This window comes from Rhizobium sp. L1K21 (assembly GCF_024055895.1).
GTDB lineage: Bacteria > Pseudomonadota > Alphaproteobacteria > Rhizobiales > Rhizobiaceae > Ensifer_A.
In genome coordinates this window covers 2,185,311-2,197,677 of sequence record NZ_JAMXLE010000001.1, presented here as the reverse complement: position 1 = coordinate 2,197,677, position 12,367 = coordinate 2,185,311, and the positions used below count along the sequence as shown (strand labels likewise).

The 12,367-nt window shown below is 56.2% G+C and carries 13 protein-coding genes; 4 read left to right on the top strand and 9 right to left on the bottom strand.

Annotated features, from left to right (window positions below):
- Window positions 1-150: 150 nt before the first annotated feature.
- Entirely contained in the window at window positions 151-1,092 is a 942-nt protein-coding gene (locus NHF56_RS10590; RefSeq protein WP_252804112.1) for a DMT family transporter, read from the top strand.
- A gap of 36 nt (window positions 1,093-1,128) precedes the next feature.
- On the opposite strand, the gene NHF56_RS10585 is transcribed toward NHF56_RS10590, so the two are convergent.
- The 7 genes from NHF56_RS10585 to NHF56_RS10555 form a co-directional block, all read right to left on the bottom strand.
- On the bottom strand, window positions 1,129-1,275 hold the full coding sequence (locus NHF56_RS10585) for a hypothetical protein (protein ID WP_252804110.1): 147 nt from the start codon (window positions 1,273-1,275) through the stop codon (window positions 1,129-1,131).
- Between the two features lie 14 nt (window positions 1,276-1,289).
- Entirely contained in the window at window positions 1,290-1,460 is a 171-nt protein-coding gene (locus NHF56_RS10580) for a hypothetical protein (protein ID WP_252804108.1), read from the bottom strand.
- 140 nt (window positions 1,461-1,600) lie between these two features.
- The gene (locus NHF56_RS10575) at window positions 1,601-2,437 is read right to left on the bottom strand and encodes a uracil-DNA glycosylase (protein ID WP_252804106.1); all 837 of its coding nucleotides are present in this window, start codon (window positions 2,435-2,437) and stop codon (window positions 1,601-1,603) included.
- A 63-nt stretch (window positions 2,438-2,500) separates the two neighbouring features.
- The gene (locus tag NHF56_RS10570) at window positions 2,501-3,787 is read right to left on the bottom strand and encodes an Hsp70 family protein (RefSeq protein ID WP_252804104.1); all 1,287 of its coding nucleotides are present in this window, start codon (window positions 3,785-3,787) and stop codon (window positions 2,501-2,503) included.
- 150 nt (window positions 3,788-3,937) lie between these two features.
- Window positions 3,938-4,132, bottom strand: coding sequence for a hypothetical protein (locus NHF56_RS10565; protein WP_252804102.1), 195 nt, complete (start codon window positions 4,130-4,132; stop codon window positions 3,938-3,940).
- Between the two features lie 12 nt (window positions 4,133-4,144).
- Window positions 4,145-4,933, bottom strand: a complete 789-nt coding sequence (locus tag NHF56_RS10560) for an SDR family oxidoreductase (RefSeq protein WP_252804100.1) — start codon at window positions 4,931-4,933, stop codon at window positions 4,145-4,147.
- A gap of 166 nt (window positions 4,934-5,099) precedes the next feature.
- Entirely contained in the window at window positions 5,100-5,759 is a 660-nt protein-coding gene (locus NHF56_RS10555; RefSeq protein ID WP_252804098.1) for an outer membrane protein, read from the bottom strand.
- A 401-nt stretch (window positions 5,760-6,160) separates the two neighbouring features.
- On the opposite strand from NHF56_RS10555, the gene NHF56_RS10550 reads away from it, so the two are divergent.
- From NHF56_RS10550 to NHF56_RS10540, 3 genes are all read left to right on the top strand, one after another.
- On the top strand, window positions 6,161-7,825 hold the full coding sequence (locus NHF56_RS10550) for an electron transfer flavoprotein-ubiquinone oxidoreductase (protein WP_252804096.1): 1,665 nt from the start codon (window positions 6,161-6,163) through the stop codon (window positions 7,823-7,825).
- 464 nt (window positions 7,826-8,289) lie between these two features.
- A complete protein-coding gene (locus tag NHF56_RS10545) occupies window positions 8,290-9,393 on the top strand; it encodes a branched-chain amino acid aminotransferase (protein ID WP_252804095.1) in 1,104 nt (367 codons plus the stop codon).
- 33 nt (window positions 9,394-9,426) lie between these two features.
- Window positions 9,427-9,936, top strand: a complete 510-nt coding sequence (locus NHF56_RS10540) for a GNAT family N-acetyltransferase (RefSeq protein WP_252804093.1) — start codon at window positions 9,427-9,429, stop codon at window positions 9,934-9,936.
- Window positions 9,937-10,008: 72 nt separating this feature from the next.
- Here the strand turns inward: NHF56_RS10540 and NHF56_RS10535 are convergent, their stop codons facing one another.
- Together NHF56_RS10535 and NHF56_RS10530 are read right to left on the bottom strand one after the other, a co-directional pair.
- The gene (locus tag NHF56_RS10535) at window positions 10,009-11,154 is read right to left on the bottom strand and encodes a DUF2778 domain-containing protein (RefSeq protein ID WP_252804088.1); all 1,146 of its coding nucleotides are present in this window, start codon (window positions 11,152-11,154) and stop codon (window positions 10,009-10,011) included.
- Window positions 11,155-11,355: 201 nt separating this feature from the next.
- On the bottom strand, window positions 11,356-12,267 hold the full coding sequence (locus NHF56_RS10530; protein ID WP_252804086.1) for a DMT family transporter: 912 nt from the start codon (window positions 12,265-12,267) through the stop codon (window positions 11,356-11,358).
- Window positions 12,268-12,367: the final 100 nt, after the last annotated feature.

Below are 12,367 nucleotides of genomic sequence, written 5' to 3'. Positions count from 1 at the left end.
AATTCGTGCTGATACTTTTCGGCCAAGAAAAGAGGTGATTGGTGCGAATTTATACTTGCCGAGCAAAGGCTGTCTGGCGCTATCGCTCGCCGCTGAGATGCGCTATGGAGATTGAAACCTCCAATTTCTGCGTGAATCGCAAATAGGACAATGGCTGTTTCCCAAGAAGAAAACCCGTTGCGCGGCATCGTGCTGAAACTTGCCTCTGTCACATGTTTCATGTGCATGCAAACGGCGATCAAGCTGGCGGGACCTGGAATAGCCACGGGCCAGATAACCTTCTACCGTTCGGCATTCGCGATTTTTCCGATTGTTGTTTATCTGATGTTTCGCGGCCAGCTCGCCACCGCATTGAAGACAAGCCGCCCATTTGGGCATTTTTTTCGCGGCCTTGTCGGTGTCGTGTCCATGTCACTGGGATTTTATGGGCTTTTGAACCTGCCGCTGCATGATGCCGTGGCGCTTGGCTATGCCATGCCGCTTTTCGCGGTTCTATTTGCGGCCGTGTTTCTGGGGGAGACGGTGCGCCTTTATCGATTGACCGCAGTTGTTGCGGGTTTTGTCGGCGTGCTTGTCATTTCATGGTCGAAATTCAGCGTATTGAAGGGCGACCTGACAGAAAGCGCACAGGCGCTCGGCGTCCTCGCAATCATACTTTCCGCAGCGCTGGGCGCGACCGCCATGATCCTGGTGCGCAAACTGGTTGCCACGGAAAAGTCGGCAACGATCGTGTTGTATTTTTCAATCACGGCATCCGTGCTTTCCGCCGCATCGTTGCCTTTCGGCTGGGCTGACCTGTCGAGCGGTTCCTTGGTGTCGCTTGGCATTGCAGGCATTTGTGGCGGGGTCGCGCAAATTCTCCTCACGGAAAGTTACCGGCATGCCGATATTTCGACGATTGCGCCCTTCGAATATGTTTCGATCCTCTACAGCCTGATCATTTCCTACATGCTGTTTGCTGAGGTTCCCGAGCCGTTGATGTTGCTGGGGACGGCCATTGTTGTGGCCGCGGGCATATTTATCATCTATCGCGAGCGGAAATTGGGCTTGGAGCGCGCATCCATGCGAAAACACGTCACCCCGCAGGGATGACGTGTCATAAACTGAAAATCATGTCAGTTTGGCGTCTTAAAGCGGCAGAACGGAAATATCGTTCTTGCCAGCACGGCGCATTTCGGCAACGCGGCGATAGTCCTGCGAGGCCGACACTGCGGTTTTCACAGCTGCATACGTATCAACAATGGCAGAAAACGGGCGTTTTACATGCGGTTTCATCTTGGTTTCCCCTCTTAGCGTTGAATGAAATCTGCAAAGGCAGGCGCGTGACGCCGCGTGCAGGCACCACTGATGGTGCGCCGTGCAACATTGCTGAGGCTGTTGGGGGTTACGCGATGCCGCACGATGCCATCGGCATAAAGGATATCGCGGTTTGAAAAGTTCGTTCTGAGTTCCTGTATCATAGCCTTGGTTCCTGATTCGATTCCTCCCAAGACGTGATTTGATATTGCAGTGCAGCATTGCTTTTGCAAGGCGCGAGCGAGAAAGGCAGCTATGCACCTTTCGCATAGCTGTTTACATAAATTGTTCATCTTGGGGCTAATCAGCGTTTGAGTGCTGCTTCGAAGCTCAAGAGATCGCTCCAGGCCAGGCGTTTGCTGGCCGGCGCAAGGATCAGGTCCTGGGGATGCAGCATGGGAAGCGCGGGAATGTCCTGGCCGTTGACCGACAGGTTTTGCCAGGTTCCCCGGACGGAATGGACGGTTGCGCCGTTCCCGAGGAAAAACCGAACACTGATATTGCCCATCAACATGATGATACGCGCTTGGCTGAGCATTATGAGCCGCTCGGCAAAGGGGCGGCAGATTTCCATCTCAGCCTGTGTCGGCGGACGGTCGCCGGGCGGACGCCAGGGTATGCAGTGCGCCAGCGTCACATCCTGCATCCCGATATTGATGGCGGCAAGCATACGCTCAAGGAGCTCGCCATAGCGACCGGCAAATGCCGAGCCTTCCCGGTCATCATCGGAGGAGGGCATCGGTCCCAAAATAAGGATACCGGTATCGGCCGCCGTTTTGGGAAAGACCGGATTGCGGGCGCTATTTTTCAGATTGCAGGCCTCGAAACCGGCAACAGCCTCATACAAACCAGCGAGGTCTTCTGCTGCAGCGGCAGCAGCCCGTGCCGCAGCCACGGCTTCATCGTCGGGCACGGGCAGGGGAGCAGAAGGCCGCATGGCCGGTGCTGAAGGCACCTGTCTCTGCGCACGGGTGGTTTCTCGCACATCCTTGCGCCCCGATTGCCGCTGCGCTTTCTGCACTTCAAATTCGGCAATGCTGTCGACGGCCTCTTCCTCCAGCAGATAATCAACCCCCGCATCGGCATAAAAATGCAGAAGGGCTGCGAGTTCCTGTGCTGAAAGGTCCTGAACGTCCATCATGTTTCTACTATAGGCGTCTCGCCGGCTGGAGGAAACTCTTTCCCGCCACTCTTCCAGTCGAATTCACGCTGCCCATGCGGTGGCATCGTCGCGCTCCCCAATCAGCGCAAGACCATGCGCAATGGAAAGGAGCTCGCCACCGCTTTCAATTCGCGAAGCATCGAACCGGTCGGTAAAGATGCGGCGCACAGCCGGCACAAAGGACGTCCCGCCGGTCAAGAACACCTTGTCGATGTCGCTGGCCGCCAGCCCGGCATTGTCGACAGCCTCGTCCAAGGCGTTGGCCATCTGTGCAAGATCATCTTCGATCCAGCTTTCAAAATCGGCGCGCCGGACGACCTTCCTGCTGTCGGCACCCAGTGGTGCAAAGTAAAACTCTGTCTCGTCGGCCCCCGAAAGCGCCATCTTCGTTTTCGCGACCGCCTGATAGAGCGGATAGCCTTCGTCATCCTCAATCAGCTCGACAAAGCGCTCCAGCTTTTCCGGCTCGACGGCAAAGCGCACGATATCCTGCAGGTCTGCAAAGTCTCTGGTGGTCTTGAAGATGGACAACTGGTTCCAGCGGGCAAAATTGGCGTAGTAGTTTGAGGGTATGTCGAGCAGTTTGCCGAAGCTCTTGAAATGGCTGCCCTTGCCGATGAGCGGACTGACCACATGATCAACGATGCGATAGTCGAACATGTCGCCGGCAACACCAACGCCGGAATGGCCGATGGGCGTTGCGTGAAGTTTACCGGCAATCCGCTCGAACCGGATGATGGAATAGTCCGATGTGCCGCCGCCGAAATCCGCCACCAGCACATTGGCATCCTGCGTGAGCGTTTCGGCAAAATAGAAAGAGGCCGCGACAGGCTCCAGAACAAACTGAACCTCCGGAAAGCCGAAACGTGAAAGTGCCGCATTATAGCGTTCCAGCGCCAGACCTTCATTGGCGTTGATACCGGCAAAGCGCACCGGACGCCCGGCAACAATACGTGTCACATTGCTTGGCCATTCGTCGCCCGCATAGACCATCAACTGACGCAGAAATGCTTCCATCAGGTCTTCAAATGCCATGCGTCGACCAAAAACGGCGGTATTCTGAAAAAGCGGGCTTGCTGCAAAGGTCTTGATCGACTGCAGAAAGCGGCTTTCGCCGGGATTATCGATAAAGGTGCGGATAGCCGCTGCCCCGGCATCCACCTTCAACGCTGCAGCGCCGAGGTCCTTGTCCTTCATGAAAGACAGACACGTGCGCATTGTGTCGGTACGTCCGCCCGAACTCACGAAGTTCAGCGATTTGGTGCCATTGCCGGATTTTATGGAGAGCACGGTGTTGGTCGTGCCGAAATCGAAGCCGAGGGAGGTCATGGTCAATACCTGGTAAATTGCTCGCCGCGATGGGACACGCGCTGAAATGATAAATGAGAAGGGCGGGCCTCATCGCACAACGGGCCCGGAAAAGCAATTGCCGGGTTTGATCCCGGCAATCGAAAACAACATCTGCTGCGCGAGATGAAATTACTTCAGTCTGCGGCTCAGCCACATGGCGATCAGCCCTGCGATGGCAACGATCGCTCCATAGGTAACCCAAGGGCTGTTATCGATCATGAAGCTTTGCGCCGGGTAGGGGAAATAGCCGCTCCCTTGCCCCGTCCAGATCGCGCCTATGACAACGGCCAGAAGTCCGCCCCAGAACAGAACCCGCCTGATCATATGTGTGGTCTCCTAGATTGACTTGGAAGCACCGCCGTCGCAGCGGATCATGGCACCGGTGATGTAGCTTGCCGGTTCAGAGCACAGGAAGGCAGCCGTGGCTGCAAATTCCTGCACGTCGCCCAGGCGGCCCGCCGGAATGGTGCGGACTGATTCAGCACGTACGGCCTCGAGCGACTTTCCGCTTTTTTGCGCATTCGCCGTGTCGAGTTCAAGAATGCGGTCCGTCAGAATGCGTCCGGGCAGCAAGAGGTTGGATGTCACGCCAAATTGCGCAACCTCGGCAGACAATGTCTTCGACCATCCGGCAAGTGAAGCGCGCAGCGTGTTGGACAGCGCAAGATTGGGGATCGGCTCGATCACGCCGGACGAGGCGCAGGTGAGAATGCGTCCCCAGCCGCGCTCTTTCATCTCCGGCAGGAGCAGATTGGTCAGCGAAATCACGCTCACGACCATGGATTGGAAATATTGTGCCAGCTTTTCCGGCGACATCATGTCGGTTGTGCCGGGTGTGGGGCCGCCCGTATTGTTGACGAGAATGTCGACGCCGCCGAGTATCTCTTTCGCCTTGGCGGCCATCATTTCGGCAAAGCCCGGATCATTGAGATCGGCCACCACGAAATCGGCCCGGCCACCGCTTTCCGCATTGATGGCATCGCAATTGGCGGCAAGCTTGTCTTCGGATCGCCCGCACAAAAGCACGTCCACGCCTTCGCGTGCGAGAGCCACTGCTATGCCATGCCCCAATCCGCGCGATGCTGCAAGCACCAGTGCGCGCTTCCTTCCAATGCCGAGATCCATGACTGCCTTTCTCTGCTAAAACGATTGTCGACCACCGTTTTAGTGCATGGGCGCATCCCTTATCAAGGTCGGTTGCCGGTTTAAGCACCCGTTATCTTTTCATAATGTCGTTTGCCAAAGGCGTGACAGCGAGCGCCTATCCTCCAAACCTTGCAGTTCGATACGCCTAGAAGTGATAGGAAACACCGAAATTGACGGCGTTCGTCAGCAAATTGGTTTTCATGCGAGCGCCGCTGTCGATTTTCACATCAACGCGGGAATAACTGCCCTTGTACTCGGTGAAAACCGACCAGTTCTTGTTGATCCGATAGTCGATACCGGCCTGCCATTGCAGGGCCACGCCGCCAAGCTGATAATCAAAGGTGTTTGCCGTGCCACGCGTGACCTCCACATGCGGAACGTTGATGCCGATACCGGCACCAAGATAAGGCGTCCATGGGCGGTTCTCCTCGGCAAAGCGGTAGAGCAGGTTCGCCGTCAGCAGGTTCAGGCCATCGGTGAATTCGAAATGCGACCAGCCGGCTTTGGCAAGCGTTGCGCCATCGGCATAAACCTTGTTGTGCGTGTAATCGATAGAGAGACCGAGATTCGGTTGATTGAGCTCTTCCATCCACCAGATGCCGCGCACACCCCAATAGGGCGGCGCCGAGAAGGATTTGCCGAGCCAGCGTGCAGTGAAATCAGCCTGGTCGCTGACCTGCACATTCGAATGTGGTGCGGTCTGATAGCCGCTATAGGCAGAAAACTGCATTTCTGCAGAAGCCGCACCCGCCAAACCAAGGCTCAGGAGGCATGTCAGCGCAAGCGTTGCAGTGGAACTTCTCATTGTTAAATCGCTCTGTGTCTGAAGGTTTTTTGCCTCGTTGGCAGGCACTATGGTCAATTTGTATCTGACAAGCCATCAACAGCGGACACTGTCGATGGCGAGGTGGATTTCAATTTTTACGCTTAGCGAAGCAAATTCCGCGAAACAGTTGAATCGTATCGCTTCGAAACCAAAATGCAAAACTGGATCGGCAAATTTAAGGCGCTTTTCACTGTCGGTGTGGCAATTTGGCCCACTTTTCGCGTTTTGTTTGACGTTCACGTAAACGTAATATAATTCTGCGTTATAAATTCGCAAAATCGATATCAAATAGCGGAACCCGGCTCGACACCGGGCACCACATTTGCCAAACAGGCTGGAAGGCAGGAGAGCCCTTCAAGGTTGGGACACGGAGAGACTGAATGAGCGAAGAAATGGAACTTCCCGAACGCGAAAGCATGGAATTCGACGTTGTTATCGTTGGCGCTGGTCCGGCCGGTTTATCTGCCGCGATCCGTCTGAAACAAGTCAATCCCGAACTGACGGTGGTTGTTCTGGAAAAGGGCGCGGAAGTGGGCGCGCACATCCTTTCTGGCGCTGTTGTCGATCCGATCGGCGTTGATGCCCTGCTGACCGACTGGCGCGATGATCCCGACCATCCGTTCAAGACCGAGGTGACCGACGACCAGTTCCTGATGCTGGGTCCGGCAGGCTCTGTTCGCCTGCCCAATGTCCTCATGCCGCCGCTCATGAACAATCATGGCAATTACATTGTATCGCTCGGCAATGTGTGCCGCTGGCTCGCCGCCAAGGCAGAAGAGCTTGGGGTCGAGATCTATCCCGGATTTGCTGCTGCCGAAGTGCTCTATAATGAAGAGGGCGCAGTCTACGGCGTGGCGACCGGCGACATGGGTGTCGAACGCGACGGCACGCCCGGTCCCAACTATGCCCGCGGCATGGAACTGCACGGCAAATACGTTCTGATCGGCGAAGGTGTGCGTGGTTCGCTTGCCAAGCAGCTGATTGCCAGGTTCCAGCTTAGCGAGGGCCGCGATCCGCAGAAATTCGGCATCGGCATCAAGGAGCTCTGGGAAGTCAAACCCGAAAAGCACAAGCCCGGCCTTGTTCAGCACTCGTTCGGCTGGCCGCTGAATTCCACCACAGGCGGGGGCTCCTTCCTCTATCATCTGGAAGACAATCTCGTCGCTGTCGGTTTCGTGGTTCACCTCAACTACAAGAACCCGTATCTCTTCCCGTTTGAAGAGTTCCAGCGGTTCAAGACCCATTCGGCCATTCGCGACACGTTCGAAGGCGGCAAGCGTATTTCTTACGGCGCACGTGCGATTACCGAAGGTGGCTGGCAGTCCGTGCCGAAGCTTTCCTTCCCCGGCGGCGCTCTGATCGGCTGTTCGGCGGGCTTTGTGAACGTGCCGCGCATCAAGGGCAGCCACAATGCCGTGATTTCGGGCATGCTGGCAGCCGACAAGATCGCCGCAGCCATTGCCGCAGGTCGTGCCAATGATGAGCCCATCGAAATCGAAAACGAATGGCGCGCAACATCGATCGGCAAGGACTTGAAGCGCGTGCGCAACGTCAAGCCGCTCTGGTCCAGGTTCGGCACCTATATCGGCATCGGCCTCGGTGGCCTCGATATGTGGACGAACCAGCTCTTCGGCATCTCGCTTTTCGGCACACTGCATCATGGAAAGACAGATGCAGCCTCGCTGGAGCCAGCCGAAAAGCACAAGCCGATTGACTATCCGAAGCCCGATGGCGTGTTGACCTTCGACCGTCTGTCGTCCGTCTTCCTGTCGAACACCAACCACGAAGAAGACCAGCCCTGCCACCTGCAGGTCAAGGATCCGGCGCTGCAGAAGGCGTCCGAGCTGGAAATCTATGCCGGCCCCTCATCGCGCTACTGTCCTGCCGGCGTCTACGAATGGGTGGAGAAAGACGGCGAGAAGCAATTTGTCATCAACGCCCAAAACTGCGTCCACTGCAAAACCTGTGACATCAAGGACCCGAACCAGAACATCAACTGGGTGCCGCCACAAGGAGGCGAAGGTCCGGTTTATCCGAACATGTAATGTTTGGATGAAACGGGGCCGCACGGACCTCCGTGAGGAAATGTGGCGAAGGTCCGGTCTATCCGAACATGTAATGTTTGGATGAAACGGGGCCGCACGGACCTCCGTGAGGAAATGTGGCGAAGGTCCGGTTTATCCGAACAAGTCATGTTTGGGTAAAACGGGGCCGCACGGACCTCCGTCAGAAAATGCGGCGAAGGTCCGGTTTATCCGAACAAGTCATGTTTGGATGAAACGGGGCGCAGAGGCTCTTTAGTTTAAGACAAGGCGGGTGGTTTGCCCGCCTTTCTTTTTGCCCGTTGATGTCAAAAAGCCGAGGATTCAACCCCAATATAGGCTTTGCAGCAGTTTCAACTTTGCGGTAAGGCTCGGCTTAAGGTGTCGAGACTGCAGGGGCAAATGTGGCTTGACGTGATTAAAAAAGGTCAGTATCACTGACCTATAATCAAAAAAGAGGTTGCGCCATGTTGGCCGAGACGGAAACACTCAAATTCGCAATACATCCCAACACTGCGCCGGTTTCGGCAGCAGATCGTGCAAAACTGTTTGAGGATCTTGGATTTGGCCGGATCTTCACCGACCATATGGCGGTGGTGCAGTGGACCGAGGGCAAGGGCTGGCATTCGCCTGAAATCAAGGCGCGCGGCCCCTTTGCAATCGACCCGGCGGCAAGTGTTCTCCATTACGCGCAGGAAATTTTCGAAGGTCTGAAGGCCTACCGCGCTGCCGATGGGCGCGCTGTGCTCTTCCGTCCTGACCAGAATGCCAAGCGCTTCAACCGCTCTGCCAAGCGTCTTGCGATGCCTGAAGTGCCGGAAGCGCTTTTCCTGGAAGCTGTCGAGCAGCTCGTGCGCATTGATGCGGCATGGTTGCCGGAAGGTGATGCGAGCCTTTATCTGCGCCCCTTCATGTTCGCCACCGAGGCGTTCCTGGGTGTTCGCCCGGCCAAGAGTTACATTTTCTGTGTCATCGCCTCGCCAGTCGGTCCCTACTTCAAGGGTGGCGCGAAGCCGGTTTCCATCTGGGTTTCTGAAAACTACACGCGCGCTGCTCCCGGCGGAACGGGTGCTGCAAAATGCGGCGGAAACTACGCCGCAAGCCTGCAGGCACAGGCCGAAGCCTATGAACATGGCTGCGATCAGGTGGTCTTCCTCGATGCCCGCGGCGAGCAGCATATCGAAGAGCTGGGCGGTATGAACGTGTTTTTCGTTAGGGATGACGGCACGCTGGTCACCCCGCCGTTGAATGGCAACATTCTGGAAGGCATCACCCGGGCATCGGTTATCGAGCTTGCCAAAGAGAGCGGCCACGCGGTTGAAGAGCGCTTCTACTCCTTCTCCGAATGGAAGGCCGATGTCGAAAGTGGCAAGGTAACAGAAGTGTTCGCCTGTGGGACCGCAGCCGTCATCGCTGCCATCGGCACGGTGAAGTTCAACGGTGGCGAATTCTCCATCAACGGCGGCGAAACGGGCGCTCTGACGGAAGAACTCCGCAACAAGCTCGTTGGCATCCAGCGCGGCAAGACCAACGATGAGCGCGGCTGGGTCCGCAGCATCGAAGGCATCTGATCGCGCTGTTATTCAAAACCGCGGGGAGGGAGCATGCAGATCGCAATCCGTCCCGCGGGGCGTGAACATTTCAAAGACATTCAAAATGTGGAACTTGCCGCTTTCGAGACCTTGAGAGCGGCAGGTGCCGTTTTTGGCTCGCCCATGGCAAGCAGCGATGCGGAACTTGAACGCTGCTTCAATGACGGCTTTCTGCTGGGTGCTTTCACGCATGCCGAAAGACTGATTGGATATGCAAGCGCCTATATAGTGGAAAACGAAATCTATGTCGCAGAGCTGGATGTGCATCCGGATTTCCAGCGCCAGGGTATCGGTCGGCGCTTGATGATGGCACTTTTGAGCGAAGCGGCAACACGCGGTTTTGTATCCGCAACCCTCACCACAGACCGGCTGGCGCCTTTCAATATGCCTTTTTACGCGGCGCTGGGTTTTAAAGTCGTCGAGCCGGCTGTTTGCCCGGCATACCTTTTAGCCATCCTCAACCGTCAGATCGCAGCAGGACTGGACCCTGCGCGTCGGGTGGCGATGCGGTTCATTCTTTAGCTATGCCCCCAAAAACAAAACGCCTAGCTCCAGTAAGGCCAGGCGTTTGTTTTTCCTGTGAATTTTTCTCGATCAGCCGCCGAAGAGGGAGGCAAGCGAGGTCGGACGCTTGTTCATCTGCTCGACCACGATAATCTCTTTCACAAGGCCCTTTTTGTAATAGTCGAGGAACTTGTAATAGTCCTTGAAGGCGATGCAGCCAGCGGAATCGCCGGGGCGTTTGCGCAGATAGGTATGGGCCAGAATGCCGTTTCGGCCATGCATTTTCGACCAGTCCGTCGGTGTCATCCGCAGTGCGGGAACACCATGGAAAGGCTTTTCGCGCATCGAAAGCTTGTAGCGGTTCGGCGGTGTGGGGCCGCGACCCTTCACTTTGATATATTTCGGGTTGTCGCGCATGTTGCCGAGGCCGGAATGGGCTTCCATAATCGTTCCGTCGGGCAGGTAAACCTTCTGCGCGGTAATGTCATAGATGGCAACGCCGCGGCTGAGTTTCGGGCCGACCTTGGCTTCGGGAAGTACCTCATCCATGCCCGCATCCGGCGCGGCATAGGCAAGCTGGGTGGAAGGCGCTTTCTGTGCCTTCACCCGCGGACGCGACGCAGGCAGGGGAATTTCCAGATCGGGATCGTTCAAAACCGCTTCAAAAGGATTGGTCTTCGGCTCTGCCAATGCCAGTTGCTGCGCCACCTCGTTTTGCGACTTGACCGGAATGCTGCCTGTAATCTGCGGTTCAGGAATGGAGGCTGTTTCGACAGGCGCCAGAAGTCTGGAATTGGTCGTGTCTTCGGCCTTGGCAATATTGACCGGCGGCTCGACGGCAGGCTGGGTGACCAGCGCCATTTCAAAGTTCTTCAAGAGCGGGTTCTTGCCCACGGCAGCGTCAGCGGCTGAGGCAAACCGTGCGCTGACGCTCTCATGAACCGGTAGATTGAGACGATCGAATTTCTTGCCCTTGAAGGTGCGGGCCGAGGCCATCTCAGCATTGATCTTCGGTGAACTGATCATGAGCGCCGAAAGGCCGCCATGGCGCGCATCATTGGTGCGCGTGCTCACCGATGTTGCCGATAGTGTCGCCACGGCCAGCAGAGCGGTGGTCACCGTTCCGGCAGCGATGAACATGGCGGCTTTGGCCAGTCGGGAGGAGAGAAGAGGGCGTTTCGATCCGCCGGCTGAGCGGCCGATTACGCCTGAGCACGTCTGATACGCATACGCCATAAAAACGCTTTCCACACTTACGCAACACGGGGTCGGCGAAGCAGCTGAAACACAGGCGCTCGCCGAGAACACTCGCGATGCAGGTTAATAGTTCCCAAACATCGCTTATGAATTAATTATGACCGCTTATGGTAACCAAAGTGTTTATAATGTGCCATTCAGCAGAAAAATCGCCGAAAACACTCAGTTTCTTGCAGAAAATCAAACCCGGCGAGAGAAAATGCCGGTTGATAGCAGAACGCCAGCGCCTGTAACGAAGGCGGCTGCATACGTCATCAGGCCGGGTTGTTCACCCAGTACAAGTGCGCCTCCGAAGGCTGCCGCCACCGGGGTAATGGCAGTGTAGGCTGCCGCCTGTGTCCCACCCAGAATGGCCACCCCGGTTCCATAAAGAAGCGTTGTACCGAGACCGGATAGAATTCCCTGCGCGATCATCTGTGGCACAATCTGACCGATGGTCGCCTCCATGTAGTGGAGACCCAGGAATGGAATGAGCGCGACGTTGAATATCGTTGACCAGATGCAGATCAGGGCTGCACCCTCAATGGCGTTGAGGCCCGAATTGCGGAAGCTGTGCGTATAAATCGCCCAAAGAATGCCGCAGAAGGGCAGAACGACAAAGCCCTGCCACCCGATACCGTTGTTTTCCAGCATGCTTTCAGCAAGCAACATCAGGCCGCCAAGCAGAATGGCTGCCATGCCAAGACGCCGGCTGAGATCGGGGCGCTCACCCATGAACAGAATACCGATCATCGCCACCGAAAAAGGCATGAGCCCTGGCAGCAACACGCCGGCTGCAGAGGCTGGCGTAAATTTCACACCATAGGCCACGATCTGGAAAAATGGCGCACCCGAGCCCAAAACAATCAGCAGGATTGTCCACTTCGATACGCCCTTTGGCAAAAGCCCGGTTTTTAACCAGACCGGCGCGAGCACAAGTGCGGGAATGCCATAGCGCAACAGGCTGAGATCAAGCGGCTTCAGGGGTGTCGCAGTGGCATAGCGCGTGGAAACAAGCCACGTCGCCCAGATGAACACGACCGACAGCGATGCCGCAACGCCGGCAGCTTTTCTGGACGCGCTCATTTCCGTTTCGCCTGATGGAATTGCCATGTGCCGGTTCCACAAAATTCGCTGTTGAAATCTGCAGAGATATTAGGGGCAAAAGGCGTGGCGTGTCCTTGCTTTTTATAGCATGATGTGAGCCTCTTAT

Bases quoted from the DNA above. Each gene is read 5' to 3' on its own strand.
- NHF56_RS10590 (WP_252804112.1), top strand. From the start codon at position 151: ATGGCTGTTTCCCAAGAAGAAAACCCGTTGCGCGGCATCGTGCTGAAA.
- NHF56_RS10585 (WP_252804110.1), bottom strand. From the start codon at position 1,275: ATGAAACCGCATGTAAAACGCCCGTTTTCTGCCATTGTTGATACGTAT.
- NHF56_RS10580 (WP_252804108.1), bottom strand. From the start codon at position 1,460: ATGATACAGGAACTCAGAACGAACTTTTCAAACCGCGATATCCTTTAT.
- NHF56_RS10575 (WP_252804106.1), bottom strand. From the start codon at position 2,437: ATGATGGACGTTCAGGACCTTTCAGCACAGGAACTCGCAGCCCTTCTG.
- NHF56_RS10570 (WP_252804104.1), bottom strand. From the start codon at position 3,787: ATGACCTCCCTCGGCTTCGATTTCGGCACGACCAACACCGTGCTCTCC.
- NHF56_RS10565 (WP_252804102.1), bottom strand. From the start codon at position 4,132: ATGATCAGGCGGGTTCTGTTCTGGGGCGGACTTCTGGCCGTTGTCATA.
- NHF56_RS10560 (WP_252804100.1), bottom strand. From the start codon at position 4,933: ATGGATCTCGGCATTGGAAGGAAGCGCGCACTGGTGCTTGCAGCATCG.
- NHF56_RS10555 (WP_252804098.1), bottom strand. From the start codon at position 5,759: ATGAGAAGTTCCACTGCAACGCTTGCGCTGACATGCCTCCTGAGCCTT.
- NHF56_RS10550 (WP_252804096.1), top strand. From the start codon at position 6,161: ATGAGCGAAGAAATGGAACTTCCCGAACGCGAAAGCATGGAATTCGAC.
- NHF56_RS10545 (WP_252804095.1), top strand. From the start codon at position 8,290: ATGTTGGCCGAGACGGAAACACTCAAATTCGCAATACATCCCAACACT.
- NHF56_RS10540 (WP_252804093.1), top strand. From the start codon at position 9,427: ATGCAGATCGCAATCCGTCCCGCGGGGCGTGAACATTTCAAAGACATT.
- NHF56_RS10535 (WP_252804088.1), bottom strand. From the start codon at position 11,154: ATGGCGTATGCGTATCAGACGTGCTCAGGCGTAATCGGCCGCTCAGCC.
- NHF56_RS10530 (WP_252804086.1), bottom strand. From the start codon at position 12,267: ATGGCAATTCCATCAGGCGAAACGGAAATGAGCGCGTCCAGAAAAGCT.